The following is a 15,985-nucleotide window of genomic DNA, read 5'->3' as shown; positions in this document are numbered from 1 at the left end:
GTCATGTTGAAGATATACGTTGTTGATAACGGTGGCCAGTGGACTCACCGAGAATGGCGTGTGCTGAGAGAGCTCGGTGTTGACACGAAGATCGTTCCAAACGATATCGATTCAAGCGAACTTGATGGCCTGGATGGCCTCGTATTGAGCGGAGGAGCTCCGAATATAGACGAGGAATTGGACAAGCTGGGAAGCGTAGGAAAATACATAGACGATCACAACTATCCGATCCTCGGAATATGCGTTGGAGCCCAGTTCATCGCTCTCCATTTCGGAGCATCCGTCGTAAAGGCAAAGCATCCAGAATTCGGAAAGACGAAGGTTTCAGTTATGCATAGCGAAAACATATTCGGCGGCCTTCCGTCTGAAATAACCGTTTGGGAGAACCATAACGATGAAATCATCAATCTGCCGGATGATTTCACCCTGGCAGCTTCTTCCGCCACGTGTCAGGTTCAGGGATTCTATCACAAGACGAGGCCAATATACGCTACACAGTTCCATCCAGAGGTGGAACACACTCAGTATGGCAGAGACATCTTCAGGAACTTCATCGGCATATGCGCCTCTTATAGGGAGATCCAGAAGGAAAACTTTCAGCACTGATGATCTCGGATCCACGTCCTTATAGTGTATCGGATCACAAAATTTAATACGATTTTTATCGTTATCTTTTTTGGAACATGGCCTGAACGTGGTAATCAAAGATGGTGGATGTGGTGATTGAGGCCGAAAAGGAATTTGATGTGGCATCGCTCATAGGCAAAGATGTATACACGATAAAGGGGATAAAGGTAGGTAGAGTAAACGACATAGTGCTGGACTTCGACAAGAATCAGATACACGGGATCTTTATAATGAACACAAATGACAGGCTAGTAAAGAACGGCGATCCAATATCAATACCATTCAACTACGTCAAGGCCATTGGAGATATAATAATCCTGAAATCATTTCCGGATCTTATGCACATTTAATTTGATCCGCATTTACGCAACCATTTTCATCTTATGCGGAAATTCCTATTCCAGATTTTTGTTTCATTCTAAGATCATATGCTTCGATTGTGTGTGTGTATGTAATATCAGGGGTGAGTGAAATAGGCCAGATCATCTCCATCAGCAAAGTTGACGTACCCGTATCTTTCAAGTTGTGCGATTCCACGATATCCTGAGGATTTTGGTTCTATAAGGCCACTGTCCTTCGATCCATCAGGTTTCAGTACGGAGAAGTCCCTAGACCCCTCTGGGCACCAGTTGATTATCTTGGTTTTCTCTGTCATTTCAACACCGTCATAGATTATGCCGTTCCCCTTTTTTCTAATGTAACATAGATCCTTCAGCCTTATTCTCTCGCCCTCTGAAATAGCGGCAAAATCCCGACTGGCTATGTAAACTGAGCCCTTAACTTCATATTCTCTGAAGCCGTACTCTGGGTGCGTTGGATGCAATGGTAGTTTCGCGCTGATGTTTGGCATGCCCTCTATGCGAACTGGTACAGGATCCTTTACAAACGAGAAGCGGTACGCTCTAGGATCCACGATCTCACGGTTTATGGAGTCAAATATTTCTATCGAGAAGATCGCATCTATTTCGCGCAGTCCGGAGTTTATCCAGTATCGCCTGAAGGTCTCCGGTCTGTAGCCTCTCTTTGCAAAAGCCCTCACAGTTCCGAGCCTGATATCAGACCATCCCTCGTACTGTCCGCTGAGTATCCCCTTTTTCATCAGAGATGTTTTCAGCTTGATTCCCGGGAATTTTATCATCCCATAATGGTAATAGTATGGCTTTTTCCAGCCATTGTAATCGAAAATGTACCTCTGTTTGTCGGTGTTTGTGAGCTGATCCTTTCCTCTAAGGACATGAGTCAGGCCAAGATAATGGTCGTCCACGGCAACGCTGAAGCTCATCATAGGATAGACGCGGTATTTGTCATCGACCCTCGGATGCCTTGCTTCTATGATCCTGAATGCTATCCAGTCCCTCACCGAAGGGTTAGGATGTTTTAGATCAGTCTTCACCACTGCAACGGCGTCTCCTTCCTTTATGGTGCCATCGATCATCTTATCGAAGAGTTCAAGATTGGTTTCAGGAGGGTTATCGCGATCTTTGCATGGTATTGATTCTAGCTTCCTCTTCTTGAACTCCTCCCTGGGGCAGGTGCAGACATACATATGGCCGTTTTCCATCAGCTTCTTTGCTTCTGCATAGTACAGATCGAACCTGTCACTCTGTATAACGATCTTCGTCACGTTCACGCCAAGCCATTCAAGATCCTCCGGTATCATATGATATGCATCTGGATCTATGTTTTTCGGATTTGTATCCTCTATCCTGAGAATCAGTTCGCCGCCATACCTTTTGACATACTCGTCGTTGAGTATTGCCATCCTGGTGTGGCCAATATGCAGTGGTCCGGACGGAGATGGGGCCATCCTCATTACTACCGGCCCGTTTACTCCCTCGAGATCTGGAAGACGATGTTCCTCTACTTTTTTCTCCTTTCTTATCGATGAGGTGTATCTGGTCTCTACGGTTTCCCTTATCTCATAGGCACTCATTGAATTGACCTCGTCTACAATGCGAGAGACCATCTCCCTAGCTGATCGGGGATCGCGCCTGAGATCCGGAATCTCCGCCATGACCTTTCCCATGACAGACTTGAGATCGGCTTTTCCCTCGTGCTGATATGCATTTATTAGTGCTATCCTTCTGATATCATCTTCGTACATCATCATCAGCCCTCCCGAATATTATCGCCTTAAGTGGATCGAGGCCGCCCTCGGAGTTCACGGAAATTGCTATCTTTTCACGTTTTTCCCTGCTTATATCCATTTTTGTTTGCACCCTTATTATGTCGGGATTTATGTGCTCTCTTATCTGCTGGTACAGATGCTCCTGCATTTCAGGATCATACAGCGACTGATCGCTGTAGTCGAAGAGAAAGATCACGGTGCCCTTGATATGCCTCAGAGCAAGTACAGCATTCTTCTCTATCTGGTTCATCTCGTCGAAATCCCGATCTAGAATTCCTGGAGTATCTATGAACTGTATTCTTTCATACCCATGTTCGGCTATGCCTATTATTACAGACTTTGTTGTGAATGGATAGGGAGCAATCTCAGGCTTTTTAGTGGTCAGCGCAGCAAGAAGCGAACTCTTGCCCACGTTTGGCATGCCTGCAATTATATAAGTGCGCAGATTGACATCTATATCAGGTATCTTCTTCATGTAATCTCTGCATTTGCCTAGGAATAGAAGATCCTGATCTATCTCATGCACCAGGGAGGCAAATCTCCCATAGTACGATCGCATGATTCTATTGGCATCCTCGACTGTTTTTGCGGCTTTAAGCCTTCTTATGTGTTCACCGCTTATCTGTTCAATCATCTGCGAGGTTCTGTCAATCTTAGACAGCGATATCTTGTACTGATCGATGTCAAACATCAAATCAATGAGGCTGCTGTAAAACGGGTGCAGATTGTTTATAGATGGAAACTTCTTCACTAGCCTGTCCAGGAATGACCGGCTTATGCTCTCTATCGTCGATATTCTGTCCTGAACCTCTTTCCTTATGCGTTCTATCTTGTCTGGAAAGTAAGGTTCCTCTATTCTGCTGGCCCTCGAAAAGGCCTTGTCAATGAGCTCCTGAGATCTGAGCACAGTCGGTATCCTTAACAGCATTCTTACCTGTAGCATTACCAGCGATAAATGATTATCGTACGCACTAAAGACCAGATATGTCCTTTTCTTTTTTCCGGGGCAAGTGATCCGAATTGATTGCGGTCATCAAACCAAGCGAGTAAAAGTTATTATAAATTGATAACAATTACATTTTCTACTGGTTTCAGGCCATCGATGGACGAAATTTGACATCAAAGTTTTAATAACGGAAATAAAAAACTTAAATACATTTCGTAATGTTTAAATATTACGAAGCGATATGTTACTCTGAATGCACGCTTATAAGGTAATGAACATTAGAGGAAGAGATATGGTGATACAGTTGGATCGTCCCGTAGATATGAAGACAAAGGTATACGATGCCAGTGGCAAGAGGATAGGGGTGATAGTGAAGATTATGGGCCCGGTTGATGAACCATACGGGCTGGTCAGTCTTGACAGCCAGGGCGTGCAGGCAGATGCGGTTTATATTCAATGAGGTGATCAAAAATGGTTGAAAATACGAAAAAGAAAAAGGTTGAGGAGATAGAAAGATGCCCTGAATGCGGTTCCACCAATCTTATAAGGGATTACGAGCATGGAGAACTTGTCTGCGGAGAATGCGGGGCGGTCATTGAGGATGCCTATATCGATCAGGGGCCAGAGTGGAGGGCATTCGACTCTGAGCAGAATGAAAGCAGGGCCAGAGCTGGATCCCCAATGACCTACACCATTCACGATAAGGGTCTTTCTACAGACATATCATGGAAGAATAAGGATTCGTATGGAAGATCCATACCGACAAGGAACAGGGCCCAGCTGTACAGGCTCAGAAAGTGGCAGAAGAGGATAAAGGTATCAAATGCAGCCGAAAGAAACCTTTCACAGGCACTCCAGGAGCTTGAGAGGATGGCCTCAAACCTGAGCATACCGGACGATGTGAAGGAAACCGCAGCGGTTATTTACCGCAAGGCTGTAAAACAGAACATGATACGCGGCCGAAGCATAGAGGGCGTTGTAGCAGGAGCACTCTATGCGGCCTGCAGGATAACTAACGTACCCAGAACGCTCGGTGAGATAGCCTCGGTCACAAGGGTGAAGAAGAAGGAGATAGGTCGAACCTATAGGATAATGAGCAGGTATCTAAAGCTGAACATAATGCCTTCCAAGGCCGAAGACTATATCAGCAGGTTCTGTTCAAAGCTGAAGTTATCGATGGATACCAGGAATAAGGCCCTCGAGATACTGAGATCTGCCGAGAATGCGGGTCTGACTTCGGGCAAGGGGCCAACAGGAGTTGCGGCTGCGGCGATATACATAGCATCGCTGATGACCGGTGAACGGAGAACGCAGAGAGCTGTTGCCGAGGTTGCTGGTGTAACCGAGGTTACGATAAGAAACAGATACAAGGAACTCACTGAGAAACTGCAGCTCAACGTAGAGCAGTGATATCCGGTATAATTTTTCTTATTTTTTCAAATACCTCATAGCTTCTGATTATATCATCCATCAGGGTGAATATTGTACCGTATTTTTTCTCTTCTATTTTTATCTTAACATTACCATTATTGCATTCTGCCGTAATACCGCCGAAGTTGTCGGGTTTGATCGTCATGAGAAACCTTTCACAATCTGCATCTTCAATGATAAGTTCGGATCTCATTCATACCTCCTGAATGCAGAGGGCCGGATTCGAACCGGCGAATCCCTACGGAGGCAGATCTTGAGTCTGCCGCCTTTGACCTGACTCGGCAACCTCTGCATGATGTTCGAACGCTGAGGCAAGCATCGCTCAATCTTATTGATGGGCATAAATTTTGTGATTTAAACCTTGAGATCCTAATAACATTATACCGGGTTCTTCGGACCTAATGATATTAAATATCACCTTTGAATATATACCATATTAAATCCATTTAAATTTAAATAGATAGCCTGCATATGTTTACCATGATATGTCCAGTATGCGAGAAGAGTGTAAACGACATGCAGGGCCTAGCACTGCATTTCAGATCAGGATCCATTCATGGTGATGGAAAGCATGCTTCCTGGATATCCGCTGAGCAGATTGAACACGGCATCTCGGATTCCGATCTGAGCGATGTTCTCATCAGAATTTTCCGGCCTGAAGAATCTCTAATAAGGTGGGCACGAATGGAGTTTATAGCTAAATTTTACGCGCATCCGCACCCATTCATGGAGGCCATGCAGAAGCCAACGGTTCCTGTGCTCTTGGGATACGTCATTGAGCACAGGTTCTTTCTAAAGAACTGGATAAGGACGCTTTCGATGGTCATACATTCCACTACCTCGGATGATGCCTTCGAATACGAAGTAGAGAACGTGGCGACAGAATACATCGGGCTAAACGGAAAGCCATCGCATCTTGAGCTTCTACTAAGGATGGGCGAAGCTCTTGGCATGTCGAGAAAGCGAATAATGGAATATTCACCCTTGCCAGAGACATCGCAGGCAATAGAGGTATGGTACGGGATCTCAAATCGCTATTCCTGGATCGATACGATGGGCGCTATGCACGTGCTTGAACTGGTTGCGGACAGAACGTTAGTGGATGACGGATCGCCGATCCATTATTTTAATCCAGAGATCCTTAAAGGTTCGGATTATCCAGAAGCGGTGAAGAATTTTCTGATGGAAGGCTATGAAGCCGATGTGGGGCATGCCGGTGAGGCCCTCAAGATAGTACAGGCCGCGACCATGGATGACCTGACAACCAGATCAATAATGCTTCGTTCAATGGATGCCTTTTACGTTTATCTCAACGCCAGGATGAGGAGGGCAAGGATGCTCGAGGCTTCATGGGGTGAGTGAAGTGAACATAGTGGTCAATGGCAGGGAGGCAGGAAGCAAATCGAAAGGTTGTGCACTCTGTGGCGCAACATGGGGAGACTACCATGCTGATTTTCTTGGCGAAGATCTATTCTTCTGCTGCGACATCTGCGCGGCCGAATTCATGAACATGATGGACGAAGCATTCAAGCATACGGCGAGGCATAATGTGGACGAACTGCATATAGATGGAAACTATCAGCTCGGAAGGAATGTTCTCCTTAAGAATGGAGAGGATCGACTAAGATTCTATGTGAAATTCGGGCCTGGAGCGGTGATAAAAGAATTCAAAATAACGGATAAATGAAATTTGTGCCGATGTGCAAAATGGAAAATGGATGCGACCGGCTTCATCCTTATTTTAGATCTTCTCCTGGAATGATTAAGAGGTGATGATCATGGCAAGTATCGATTCACCGATCAGGATCGTAATGATAGCCATCAAAAAGGAAGCTTTGATACGAAGAAATTTAAATATCGTTCTTAAATTCTAAGCAAAATGGAGAACAAAAAGGAGAATTTCAGCGAATGGTACAATGAAATAATCACGCTTGCTGAGCTCAGTGACAAGAGATATCCGGTCAAGGGCATGAACGTGTGGTTGCCCTATGGCTGGAAGATAATGAGTCTCATCGATTCAATTGTAAGGAGGGCCGTTGACAAGAGAAATTTCCAGGAAGTGAATTTCCCGATACTCATAGGTAGAAGCATGCTTGAGGTGGAGTTCGAGCACATAAGGGGCTTTGAAAACGAGATCTACTGGGTGACAAAGGGAGGCAAGGAAAAACTAGAAGAGGAGCTGGCGCTGAGGCCGACAAGCGAATCTGCTATGTACCCAATGTTCTCTCTTTGGATAAGATCGCACGCCGATCTTCCGTTAAAGATATACCAGATAGTGAGCGTTTACAGATACGAGACTAAACATACGAGATCATTCATACGTATACGCGAAATACATTTCTTCGAGGCCCATACGGCGCATGCAACCTACGAAGATGCTGAAGCTCAGATGGATCAGTACAAGGAGATATGGAGGGAGATCTCCAGCCTGCTCTGCCTGCCATATTTCTATGACCAGAGGCCAGACTGGGACAAGTTTCCAGGGGCAATGTACACGATAGCCTTCGACACCGTTCTTCCATCAGGCAGATCCCTGCAGATCGGAACCATACACCAGTACGGAACAAACTTCTCCAAAAACTATGATATAAAGTATCTTAAGGAGGATGGAACATTTGACTACGCGCATCAGACGACTTATGGTATGAGTGAGAGGCTTCTTGCAGCCATAATAGGCATCCATGGTGATGACAAGGGCCTGGTGCTGCCTCCAGATGTTGCTCCGATACAGGTGATCATAATACCCATACCCGGCGCAGGCGTTATGGAATACGCTAGGGACGTTGAAAATACGCTTAATAGCATAAATATAAGGGTCAAGGTTGACGATAGGGAGAACTACACCCCAGGCTACAAGTTCAACGACTGGGAGATGAGGGGCGTCCCACTTAGGATAGAGATAGGCGAAAGGGAGGTAAAGAACAGGACGCTCACCATTTCGATGAGAAACATTCAGGGAAAGCTTACTATCGAGAGATCTAAGCTCATATACGAAGTTCCGGACACGCTGATCAGGATAAGGGAAAAGATGATGGAGAATGCTCAGAAGGTCTTCAAGGATCATGTTTTCAGGGCAACGAAACTTGAAGAATTCAACAGGGATGGCCTTATAACCGCATTCTGGTGTGGTTCGAAGGAATGTTCCGACAAGATAGAGGCTGAGACGGAGAAGTCGGTACTTGGATTTATGGTGGATTCCAGTGAGACAGGGAAGTGCGTTGTATGCGGAAAAAACGGTAAAATGGCCGTTTTCTCTAGATCCTACTGAAGCAATTCCTGGGTCGGAGCTCAGGATAGCAATTTCCTTTTATCACATGCTTTGCATGCATTATTGTCATCGCCCTGATTGATACACATTTAATGCTTGAGGAAGGAGAGGAGAATGATCAAGCTAGCTATATTCGATATGGATGGTACGCTGACTGATGAACCCAGCAGCTGGGAGTATGTCCACAGGAGGCTTCATACGGACAACCACATGAACTTCAGGCTGTACAGAAACGGCTTCATATCATATGAGGAATTCTTCAGGAGCGATGTACTCGCATGGCTCCGGATGCATCCACGGTTGAAGAAGGATGACATAGCCGGCATACTCCGTGACATTAAATTGAGGGACGGGTCATCCGAGGTTGTCAACGGCCTGAAGGAGAGGGGATTGATCACCGCCGTAGTTTCTGGTGGAATATCCTGGCTCTGCGATATTCTTAACGAGTATATGCAGATAGATTACAACCTTTCCAACGTCATAGCAACGGATGAGGGGGGGTTCGTGCAGCCATGGGGCTATATACGTGTTATACCAGAAAGAAAGAACATAGCTGTGAAATCACTCCAATCCATGCTCCACATATCCAAGGATGAGACAATATCCATCGGCGATTCCATGGAGAATGGGATGATACACATCAATTCTTCAAAGGCATACATAATTGGAGGAAAAGGAAGGCACGGAGAGATCCCGTTGGGAAACAATATCAGAAACCTTCTATCGTACATTTGATGATCAAATCACGATGCATGGTGAGATTCGTACTGCAGGACCTGCGATCTAGAGTAATGGAATACCAGCACGGATGATATGAATGCGACGACCAGGTACAGAATCAGCAGCTGTTCTTCCGCATGCCTCATTGGATGATGGATCAATATCAATCCGTTATATGCCAGGAGAGCAGATGCCGCCCCCATGAAGAAGAATACGACCGTGAGGAATCTTGTAAGAATATTTCTGTAGTAGAACAGCGCAAGTGTCCTTGATATTATCGGGAGTATGAGTATCATAAAACCATAAAGTGCTGCACCGTATGTATCAGCGCGGAGCGTTATCAGGGATCTTGAATAATCCAGAACAAAGTATGCCAGAAGAAGGAATGCTGATAATTCTATGGATCTTGAACCCTCGAGGAAACCATACGTTATGAGTAATGCGAAGAGTATGCCAAGTGTGAACGCGTTAATGTAGAATGTTATAAGATCCAGAGCCGAGAATGGAGAGTAAAATCGAACGAAAGATCGGACTATATCGGCCAGTATCGTTAAAGCAACCATGACGCTTACGCCTCTGTATATGTAGGCATACTCCGGCCTTCGAAACATTACAGAGGCAACACAAAGCAAGGTTAAAATTTTGCTGGATCTTATCGGCAATAGCAACGCATTTTCCCCGCAGATCATCCCGCATATCATGGCCTCAGCATTTGAACAAACTAAAATTGTTCTTTTAGAGAAAATTTTTACGTGTTTCCGTGATACTCCAGCATGGATCTTATTTCAATGCCTGATAGGGATTTCATAGTTGAGGTAGCAAGGAGGATCATAAGAATACCCGCCATATCGCCGGCCTCAGGTGGAGAAGGTGAAAAGGATAGGGCAGATGAGATCGAGAAGATACTCAGGGAGCTTGGCTATAACGATTATCAGAGATACGATATGAAGGATGAGTATGGAAAGATCAGGTCTAACATTGTGATCAGGGCAGGAAAGGGTGAAAAGGTTCTCTGGCTCGTTGCGCATATAGATACCGTTCCGGTCGGAGATCCTGCACTTTGGACAAAGCCACCGTTCGATGTGACGGTAGAGGGAGACCGCATGTATGGCAGAGGAACCGAGGACGACGGTCAGGCGGTGTTCACTGCTCTATTAATCCTAAGGGATATCAAGAAAAATGGCCTCAAACAGAAGATGCAGTTCGGTGTAGCATTCGTAGCGGACGAGGAGATGGGAAGCAAATACGGAATCCAGTATCTGCTTGAGAAGGACATATTCAGAAAATCCGATCTCATAATTGTTCCGGACGCAGGAAGCGAGGATGGAATGACCATAGAGATTGCGGAGAAGAGCATACTCTGGATCCGCTTCAGCGTGAAGGGAAAGCAGTGGCACGCCAGCATGCCTGTCAATGCGATAAACGCCTTCAGAGAAGGTTCCAAATTCATGATCGATCTTGACCGCAGGCTGCACGAGAAGTTCACCGTAAAGGACGATCTTTACAACGTTCCTTACTCAACGTTTGAACCGACGAAGCACGAAAAAAACGTGGATAACGTGAACACGATACCAGGGACAGACACCTTCTACTTCGATTGCAGGGTTCTGCCGCAGTACAGCCTGGACGATGTTCTGAAGACAGTTGATGAAGCCATATCCGACTTCCAGGCCCACAGCCAGGCCAGGATATCGTACGATCTGGTGCAGAAGGAGCAGGCACCGAAGAAGACTCCTGAGGATTCTGAGGTTGTCGTTAGGCTGATGGAATCAATAAAGAAGAAGAGGGGAAAGACACCAAAGGCAATCGGAATAGGAGGCGGTACATGCGCAGCTTTCTTCAGAAGGCTTGACATACCAGCGGTGGTGTGGTTCACCACCATAGAGGAAAATGCACACAGGCCAGATGAATTCTGCCTCATATCACACATACTCATGGACAGGGACGTTCTAGAGGACGTTCTTGTCTCATAATTTTTACGATATGTTGTTGTGCATATGTTTAAGCTTTAGCCTTCGAATGATCAGGCATCTTTAGCCTTATCAGAAATAGTGCAGGCACGAGCGATATTACGCCCAGCAGATACCAGCCAGCATTATCGATATGCTGTATATTGCATATGTATAGAGATATGGTATAGCTGAACTTATCATCATCTGTACAAAATTGACTATTGAAAGTGAGAAGGACACAGCAGATTTGTTTATCATGCTGGCCTCCATGTACAGGTAAGAAAATCCATATATGGATAGCACACTGAAGGCGAAGAGTGTGGTCAGTATTTCAATGATATTCACCTCGAATGGTACTAGGAAGAATATGAGGCCCATGACCGCAAGCAACGACGCTACCTGGATCTTCTTGCTGTATCTCCTGATTATATAGGCCGATATGAATCCTCCAGGAAGACCAACAAATAGGAAGAAGGATCCGGCAGCCGAGGCCGTAATTGCTGGAAAATGTCTGTATTCTTCAAGGTAATAAACGAAGAGCTGTCCCATTATGGTTTCAGATATGGCGCTTCCAACGGTCACAACTGGTAGTATCCATATTTCTGGTTTCTTCACCGCAGTTATGAGTTCCTTCATCGGTCTCCTTACCTTTGTGTTGCCTCCCCTGATCATGAGAAACATTGCTAGGTCTGCTATCAGAAGCAATGCGCCACCAATTACCAGTGAAATGCGCCATCCAGAGACAGTATCGAGATAGCCGAATGCAAAGATGCCGGTTCCAGCTCCAAAACTGAATGCCCCATTGTATACGCTCACATAGGATCCATACCTGTCAACGGGCACTATATCTGAGATTATACCTAGGGCGGGCGAAAAGAAGAGCGCGGATCCGGCCCCAGCCATGAACCTTGAAACCGAAAGCTCTATGAAATTGCCAGAAAGGCCTGAGAATATGCCCGCCAGGCCCAATATCGTGAGCCCTGTTACCGAGACAACGAGGTTCCCTATGCGGTGTGCGAGCGATCCGCCTACAAGCTGAAAAAGCGCCAGACCTATGTAAAACGAGGTCGTAACAAGTCCGATCTTTATGACGTTTATGTTCAGGTCAATGGAGATATACTTAAGCGCGGGAGCGATGTCAAACCAATTGAGCGCGTATAACGACCTTGCAAATATTATGCTGTAGGCCTTTGGCTTGTAGTCCATCTGGGTAGGGAAATGGATGTTACTTATAAAATTATAGCATTCCGAAATAGTGCATAAATCTTGATCGCATGTGCTTTACGCAATTCCAAATCTATGCATCAGATTCTCGGCAAGGATATAATTCATGATTGAGTTTTCATATACACCCTGCATTTTCTTTGGAATTTTTTTCACCTTCCTAAACTCGATCCCATCATAATATATATCCCATAGCAGAAGGTTCTGTGCTCTCGCGACCCTTGGATATCGTTCAGATGTGGAAAACGGATCGGTTTCCACACCGATATTGTCCAGAATGAAGGCCACCATGGTCCTGATTTGATTCCATAGAAAACTTCTAGCAGAGAATTCTAGATAGAGCAAACCGTTATCATTTTTGCAGCTAGCGTTTATTATAGTGCGTACAGTGTTCCTGCTGTCTGCTCGCACGAACCTTCTGAAGTCATGCGTTCCGATGAATTTACCCAGATTGATATCCAATGATATGCAATCTAAATCCTGTCGCAATATATAGTATCTGTAGGTTTTGAAGGTGCAGTGCCTTGGGTTGAAATCGTCTGGAACCTCTGCATAGGAGTGCACGTATATATGATCGATTCTTGAATTTATCAGGCCTGCCACGGCCTCAGGAGATCTCCCTGTCTCAAGACTGAAGACATTGGAAAGCGCTGACACGTATCTATCAGTTCTAGCCGCAGCTTTTATAGCGTAGTCGAAACCGCTTGCCTTGAGCGTATCAATGATAGTATCTTCAACGCTGTGATCGCCATTCCCCCTCTGAAACCCTGTAAAATAGGACCCCTCATAGCCAAATTTGAATGCATAATTCGTCATTTCGCTACCATGCATCAGCGTATTTCATCGATATCGATACCTGCTATTGCACTGATCCTGCGGTGAAGCTCCTTTATACGTTCGGCGGCGGAATCCAGGCCGCGCTTTCTATAGATATTCAAAACTTCCTCAAGTCTGAGCCTCTTGTTTCCAGCAAACAGATTGTCTGCCTGCGCCACTATCATCTCCTCAAGAGTCTCGGGCACGTAATCCTTTTCAGGAAGGCCGAGTCGTGCCGCTTCCTCTCTGGTTATACCTGCTCCTATATGTCTCTCCACAGCCGAAACAACGCTATCATGTATGTTTTCTGATCGAAGTATCTCAGCACCTGCAACCGCGTGATCGATGCCGTTTGTTCTGGTTCTTCCAATATCATGAAGGAGCGATCCTGCAACAATCACGCGTTTATCTGCATTGCATCTCTCCGCTATCTTCAAGGCTAGGCCTTCAACTGCCTTGACATGTTCGATTAGCTGTTCACTGGCACCATATTTTTTAAGAAGATCCAGGCACTCTATTTCGTCCGGTATGATCTTGACTATCTTCCCCCTTTCAGCAGGCTGCACGTTGATCCTACCCCTGAATTCAAATTCAAACTCTTTTCCCTGGAAGTATCTGTCCAGAAATATCGCAAGGGCCGAGACCTCGCTTATCGGCTGATTGGTGACGGATACGTTGTAATCGGCTATCTCGTATGCTTCAATCGGAACCTTCTCCGATCCTACGAGGACCATCACGTCCTTTCCGCTGTTTCTTATTTCATCGATCACGTCGTTTATCCTGCGCCCATACATTGTTAAATGCACGCGAATGCCCTGAAAATGTTTGAATTCCTGAATCCAGTTGCATCCGGTTTTTATCGAGAAACTGCCACCGAAATTGCTGATCACGCCTCTTATTGTGTTTTCGAGAGTCTCATCCCTCTCATCAACCAGTATTGCTGATGCACCGAAAGCCCTGGCAGTCAGGGCAACATGCGTTGTTATCCTTTTGTCTCTGTACGGCCTGTGATTTATCCGCAGTACGGTTATCATTCAGCACCAGACACCAGCTCAATTTTGTAGCCTCTAATCTCGAGTATGCTTGACCTCTTTACAATGCCCCTGATGAGGGTCTGGGATATGCCAAGTGAATCGGAAACATCCCCGAGGAACACGCCTTCACCATTCTTCATCATGGCCTTTATCTTATCCTCGTATTCGCTGAGCTGCTCATCGGAGAGTGTCGCTGCATATATGATGTCGGCAAGTTCGCTGAGTGATCCCATGATATTTATCTGGACATTTGTGTAATAGGTATGATAGGCCTTCTCAGGGCCGTTCTGTCCGGTTATCCACTGGGTTTCGATCATCTTTATTTTATCAAGATATAGGAGGGCCCTTCTGCCTTCTTTTCCATACTTCTGCTCTATAACAGGGAGCGTTATCCAGCCAGTCGAAAGATCAAGCAGAAGCTTTCTCTTAACCTCACTATCAGCAGCGTGGAAAATGGATACCAGTTCACCGGGATCGTTGACAACTTTTATTCTGCTTACCATAATATTCAGGATATACTAAAAAATGATTTAACTTTTATTGAAGCCGTATGAAAATTCACGAAATTGATATTTCTTTCGGTTTATCGAAAATCGTATTAGAAGATATTTCCACTTTGATGAACTTGGCATTAAGCCGGATGGAATTTAGGATCTGGACTTTCCTCCGTTTTCACTGGAAAAAAACTTAAATATGTATGATTATATGTCGATATAGCCGTAAAGGCCAACGTATGCAAAGGAATACACATGGAAGGAGATAAAAAAGTTGCTTTTCCCGGAGACATAATCGCCACAACTGAGGAGTATCTGCCAGGAAGGAATACAGAGGAGAAGAATGGGGAGATAGTAGCGACAAAGTTCGGAAACATAGTGCGGGATGATATAAACTTAATGATATCTGTAGATACGGGAAAGAAGGAGTTTTTCCTCAGGAAGGGCGATGTTGTATACGGGCAGGTTATCAAGAACGACGCTCACAGGTACATCGTAAGGGTTGTAGGGGTATTTCAGAGGGGAACTGGCCTGAAAGAAGTAGATGAGGAGATGCAGCTTTCCTTTGGCATGTCTAGGAGGCCACAGTCAGATTTCGTTGCAGTAGGTGATCTGATAAGGGGATATGTGGTACGAACTGGTGATATGCCTGAAATATCCATAAATGGCAACCACTACGGTGTTATAAGCGCTGTGTGCTCCAGATGCAGGCAACCGCTTGTGAAAAAGAACATAACATTATACTGTGAAAACTGCCAGCGCACTGAAATACGGAAAATTGCAGACGACTATGGCAGCGTAGATATATTCAATTATGAAAACAGGATAACCCATGGAAGTAGCCATAGCGAGGCCCGTAGGCAGAATTAAGGGGGTTTTGATGATGAAATATGTAGGTAATGAGAAGGCAAAGGATGTTGAGGCGCTGAACAGGGAAGTAAAGAATATGAGGAAGGAGCTGGATGATGTGAAAGAAGTCCTCCGTGGCCTTATACAGGTTATAATGAGCCGTGAGGATAACTTTGATGATGATGAATACAATTGAGGGGTGAAATGGTCTTGATGATGCCGATGAAGATGCTTGAGGAAAGTGTTAATAAAAGGGTTTCTTTGCTTCTGAAGGATAATAGAGTTCTTGAAGGCGTTCTCACAGGATTTGACGAATATATGAACATGGTGCTGGATGATGTTGACGAGAACAGCGAGAACGTTTCAAGAAAACTGGGTACCGTTGTTGTTAGAGGCAGCAACGTTGTCCGTATAGTTCCCAAGTGATCCTGAAGATATCAGAGCCGAGACGGTTCCTTTCTTTGATCGAAAGGAATCTTCAATTTTTGATTTGTTT

20 protein-coding genes and 1 tRNA gene are annotated in these 15,985 nt (G+C 45.3%); 12 read left to right on the top strand and 9 right to left on the bottom strand.

What is annotated here, in order from left to right; translation table 11 throughout:
• Positions 1-3 precede the first annotated feature (3 nt).
• On the top strand, positions 4-606 hold the full coding sequence (locus TA_RS04875) for a GMP synthase subunit A (RefSeq protein WP_010901354.1): 603 nt from the start codon (positions 4-6) through the stop codon (positions 604-606).
• 101 nt (positions 607-707) lie between these two features.
• On the top strand, positions 708-977 hold the full coding sequence (locus TA_RS04870) for a PRC-barrel domain-containing protein (protein ID WP_048161875.1): 270 nt from the start codon (positions 708-710) through the stop codon (positions 975-977).
• 107 nt (positions 978-1,084) lie between these two features.
• Here TA_RS04870 and TA_RS04865 read toward each other — a convergent pair whose 3' ends face one another.
• Both TA_RS04865 and TA_RS04860 read right to left on the bottom strand, forming a co-directional pair.
• Positions 1,085-2,737: a glutamate--tRNA ligase gene (locus TA_RS04865; protein WP_010901352.1), complete on the bottom strand. Its 1,653-nt coding sequence runs from the start codon at positions 2,735-2,737 to the stop codon at positions 1,085-1,087.
• A complete protein-coding gene (locus tag TA_RS04860) occupies positions 2,718-3,683 on the bottom strand; it encodes an NOG1 family protein (protein ID WP_241761807.1) in 966 nt (321 codons plus the stop codon). Before TA_RS04860 ends, TA_RS04865 begins: the two co-directional genes overlap by 20 nt.
• A gap of 322 nt (positions 3,684-4,005) precedes the next feature.
• On the opposite strand from TA_RS04860, the gene TA_RS04855 reads away from it, so the two are divergent.
• Together TA_RS04855 and TA_RS04850 are read left to right on the top strand one after the other, a co-directional pair.
• Positions 4,006-4,161 carry an H/ACA RNA-protein complex protein Gar1 gene (locus tag TA_RS04855; RefSeq protein ID WP_241761806.1) on the top strand — a complete coding sequence of 52 codons (156 nt, stop codon included), beginning with the start codon at positions 4,006-4,008 and terminating at the stop codon, positions 4,159-4,161.
• Positions 4,162-4,172: 11 nt separating this feature from the next.
• A complete protein-coding gene (locus TA_RS04850; protein WP_010901349.1) occupies positions 4,173-5,111 on the top strand; it encodes a transcription initiation factor IIB in 939 nt (312 codons plus the stop codon).
• Here TA_RS04850 and TA_RS04845 read toward each other — a convergent pair.
• Both TA_RS04845 and TA_RS04840 read right to left on the bottom strand, forming a co-directional pair.
• The gene (locus tag TA_RS04845) at positions 5,095-5,325 is read right to left on the bottom strand and encodes a hypothetical protein (RefSeq protein WP_048161872.1); all 231 of its coding nucleotides are present in this window, start codon (positions 5,323-5,325) and stop codon (positions 5,095-5,097) included. The two genes, TA_RS04850 and TA_RS04845, sit on opposite strands and share 17 nt — an antisense overlap.
• Before the next feature lie 14 nt (positions 5,326-5,339).
• Positions 5,340-5,424, bottom strand: a tRNA-Leu gene (locus tag TA_RS04840).
• A gap of 188 nt (positions 5,425-5,612) precedes the next feature.
• Here TA_RS04840 and TA_RS04835 point away from each other — a divergent pair.
• From TA_RS04835 to TA_RS04820, 4 genes are all read left to right on the top strand, one after another.
• Positions 5,613-6,494, top strand: a complete 882-nt coding sequence (locus TA_RS04835; RefSeq protein WP_197525257.1) for a thiaminase II/PqqC family protein — start codon at positions 5,613-5,615, stop codon at positions 6,492-6,494.
• A 1-nt stretch (position 6,495) separates the two neighbouring features.
• The gene (locus tag TA_RS04830) at positions 6,496-6,819 is read left to right on the top strand and encodes a TA0938 family protein (RefSeq protein ID WP_048161871.1); all 324 of its coding nucleotides are present in this window, start codon (positions 6,496-6,498) and stop codon (positions 6,817-6,819) included.
• A gap of 192 nt (positions 6,820-7,011) precedes the next feature.
• The gene (proS, locus tag TA_RS04825; protein WP_010901346.1) at positions 7,012-8,400 is read left to right on the top strand and encodes a proline--tRNA ligase; all 1,389 of its coding nucleotides are present in this window, start codon (positions 7,012-7,014) and stop codon (positions 8,398-8,400) included.
• Between the two features lie 114 nt (positions 8,401-8,514).
• Positions 8,515-9,135, top strand: coding sequence for an HAD-IB family phosphatase (locus TA_RS04820; protein ID WP_156778516.1), 621 nt, complete (start codon positions 8,515-8,517; stop codon positions 9,133-9,135).
• 8 nt (positions 9,136-9,143) lie between these two features.
• Here TA_RS04820 and TA_RS04815 read toward each other — a convergent pair whose 3' ends face one another.
• Positions 9,144-9,731, bottom strand: coding sequence for a hypothetical protein (locus TA_RS04815; protein WP_048161869.1), 588 nt, complete (start codon positions 9,729-9,731; stop codon positions 9,144-9,146).
• A 162-nt stretch (positions 9,732-9,893) separates the two neighbouring features.
• On the opposite strand from TA_RS04815, the gene TA_RS04810 reads away from it, so the two are divergent.
• Complete coding sequence (locus tag TA_RS04810; RefSeq protein WP_048161867.1) at positions 9,894-11,093, top strand: M20 family metallo-hydrolase; 1,200 nt, start codon at positions 9,894-9,896, stop codon at positions 11,091-11,093.
• A 96-nt stretch (positions 11,094-11,189) separates the two neighbouring features.
• Here TA_RS04810 and TA_RS04805 read toward each other — a convergent pair whose 3' ends face one another.
• The 4 genes from TA_RS04805 to TA_RS04790 form a co-directional block, all read right to left on the bottom strand.
• On the bottom strand, positions 11,190-12,278 hold the full coding sequence (locus TA_RS04805) for an MFS transporter (RefSeq protein ID WP_010901342.1): 1,089 nt from the start codon (positions 12,276-12,278) through the stop codon (positions 11,190-11,192).
• 75 nt (positions 12,279-12,353) lie between these two features.
• Positions 12,354-13,112, bottom strand: coding sequence for a pseudouridine synthase family protein (locus tag TA_RS04800; protein WP_010901341.1), 759 nt, complete (start codon positions 13,110-13,112; stop codon positions 12,354-12,356).
• 14 nt (positions 13,113-13,126) lie between these two features.
• Positions 13,127-14,146, bottom strand: a complete 1,020-nt coding sequence (locus tag TA_RS04795) for a tRNA (cytidine(56)-2'-O)-methyltransferase (RefSeq protein ID WP_010901340.1) — start codon at positions 14,144-14,146, stop codon at positions 13,127-13,129.
• A complete protein-coding gene (locus tag TA_RS04790; protein WP_010901339.1) occupies positions 14,143-14,649 on the bottom strand; it encodes an ArsR family transcriptional regulator in 507 nt (168 codons plus the stop codon). The genes TA_RS04795 and TA_RS04790 overlap by 4 nt, the downstream gene beginning before the upstream one ends.
• 246 nt (positions 14,650-14,895) lie before the next feature.
• On the opposite strand from TA_RS04790, the gene TA_RS04785 reads away from it, so the two are divergent.
• The 3 genes from TA_RS04785 to TA_RS04780 are packed head-to-tail and all read left to right on the top strand — an operon-like array spanning position 14,896 to position 15,915.
• Positions 14,896-15,510, top strand: coding sequence for an exosome complex RNA-binding protein Csl4 (locus TA_RS04785; RefSeq protein WP_010901338.1), 615 nt, complete (start codon positions 14,896-14,898; stop codon positions 15,508-15,510).
• Positions 15,473-15,685 (top strand): hypothetical protein, encoded by a 213-nt coding sequence (locus tag TA_RS08005; protein ID WP_010901337.1) that lies wholly within the window; start codon positions 15,473-15,475, stop codon positions 15,683-15,685. The genes TA_RS04785 and TA_RS08005 overlap by 38 nt, the downstream gene beginning before the upstream one ends.
• 8 nt (positions 15,686-15,693) lie before the next feature.
• A complete protein-coding gene (locus TA_RS04780) occupies positions 15,694-15,915 on the top strand; it encodes an LSM domain-containing protein (protein ID WP_241761805.1) in 222 nt (73 codons plus the stop codon).
• The last annotated feature ends 70 nt before the right edge of the window (positions 15,916-15,985 follow it).

The sequence above is a fragment of the Thermoplasma acidophilum DSM 1728 genome, assembly GCF_000195915.1.
GTDB classification, from domain to species: Archaea; Thermoplasmatota; Thermoplasmata; order Thermoplasmatales; family Thermoplasmataceae; genus Thermoplasma; species Thermoplasma acidophilum.
This window is presented reverse-complemented; position numbering and strand designations above follow the sequence as displayed.

Bases quoted from the DNA above. Each gene is read 5' to 3' on its own strand.
- TA_RS04875 (WP_010901354.1), top strand. From the start codon at position 4: ATGTTGAAGATATACGTTGTTGATAACGGTGGCCAGTGGACTCACCGA.
- TA_RS04870 (WP_048161875.1), top strand. From the start codon at position 708: ATGGTGGATGTGGTGATTGAGGCCGAAAAGGAATTTGATGTGGCATCG.
- TA_RS04865 (WP_010901352.1), bottom strand. From the start codon at position 2,737: ATGATGATGTACGAAGATGATATCAGAAGGATAGCACTAATAAATGCA.
- TA_RS04860 (WP_241761807.1), bottom strand. From the start codon at position 3,683: ATGCTGTTAAGGATACCGACTGTGCTCAGATCTCAGGAGCTCATTGAC.
- TA_RS04850 (WP_010901349.1), top strand. From the start codon at position 4,173: ATGGTTGAAAATACGAAAAAGAAAAAGGTTGAGGAGATAGAAAGATGC.
- TA_RS04845 (WP_048161872.1), bottom strand. From the start codon at position 5,325: ATGAGATCCGAACTTATCATTGAAGATGCAGATTGTGAAAGGTTTCTC.
- TA_RS04835 (WP_197525257.1), top strand. From the start codon at position 5,613: ATGATATGTCCAGTATGCGAGAAGAGTGTAAACGACATGCAGGGCCTA.
- proS (WP_010901346.1), top strand. From the start codon at position 7,012: ATGGAGAACAAAAAGGAGAATTTCAGCGAATGGTACAATGAAATAATC.
- TA_RS04820 (WP_156778516.1), top strand. From the start codon at position 8,515: ATGATCAAGCTAGCTATATTCGATATGGATGGTACGCTGACTGATGAA.
- TA_RS04815 (WP_048161869.1), bottom strand. From the start codon at position 9,731: ATGTTTCGAAGGCCGGAGTATGCCTACATATACAGAGGCGTAAGCGTC.
- TA_RS04810 (WP_048161867.1), top strand. From the start codon at position 9,894: ATGGATCTTATTTCAATGCCTGATAGGGATTTCATAGTTGAGGTAGCA.
- TA_RS04805 (WP_010901342.1), bottom strand. From the start codon at position 12,278: ATGGACTACAAGCCAAAGGCCTACAGCATAATATTTGCAAGGTCGTTA.
- TA_RS04800 (WP_010901341.1), bottom strand. From the start codon at position 13,112: ATGACGAATTATGCATTCAAATTTGGCTATGAGGGGTCCTATTTTACA.
- TA_RS04795 (WP_010901340.1), bottom strand. From the start codon at position 14,146: ATGATAACCGTACTGCGGATAAATCACAGGCCGTACAGAGACAAAAGG.
- TA_RS04790 (WP_010901339.1), bottom strand. From the start codon at position 14,649: ATGGTAAGCAGAATAAAAGTTGTCAACGATCCCGGTGAACTGGTATCC.
- TA_RS04785 (WP_010901338.1), top strand. From the start codon at position 14,896: ATGGAAGGAGATAAAAAAGTTGCTTTTCCCGGAGACATAATCGCCACA.
- TA_RS08005 (WP_010901337.1), top strand. From the start codon at position 15,473: ATGGAAGTAGCCATAGCGAGGCCCGTAGGCAGAATTAAGGGGGTTTTG.
- TA_RS04780 (WP_241761805.1), top strand. From the start codon at position 15,694: ATGGTCTTGATGATGCCGATGAAGATGCTTGAGGAAAGTGTTAATAAA.